We start from the raw sequence: 519 nt of genomic DNA, 5'->3' as shown, positions 1-519 counted from the left end.
AAGGTCCTCGTGGCCAAGAACCACGCGGAGAAGGACGGCGGCGGCGTCGTCAACACCGGCGGGGAGAAGAAGAAGGAAGCCCCGTACGGCGAGAAGAAGGAGGAGCAGAAGGAGCAGGAGGCCACCGCCACCATCTCCGACAGCGCCATCCTCGACAACACCGCCGGACGCTTCGGCGGCGGCATCTTCAACGGCGACCCCGACGTCGAGATCAAGGAAGGCTTCCTGCAGAAGCCCGACGGCAAGGACAAGGAAGACAACGCCACCCTCACCGTCCGGGACACCGAGATCAAGAACAACACCGCCCAGAACGGCGGCGGCATCTTCAACAACGAGGGCACGGTCACCCTGACCAAGACCCGCGTCACCAAGAACACCGCCACCGACTCGTCCAAGACCCACCGCGTCGCCGGCGGCGTCTTCAACAACGACGGCACGGTCAAGCTCGACGAGAAGACCACCATCACCGACAACGACCCCACCAACTGCGGCGGCACCGTCGAGGGCTGCTTCAACTGA

General features: G+C 64.4%; 1 pseudogene. It reads left to right on the top strand.

Features of this window, described 5'->3' with window-relative positions:
• Positions 1–519, top strand: a pseudogene (locus ONA70_RS36455) (hypothetical protein); the annotation flags it as partial.

Source organism: Micromonospora yasonensis (assembly GCF_026013475.1).
GTDB lineage: Bacteria > Actinomycetota > Actinomycetes > Mycobacteriales > Micromonosporaceae > Micromonospora > Micromonospora yasonensis.
Note: the sequence above shows the minus strand (reverse complement) of the source record. Positions and strands in the feature narration are given on the sequence as shown.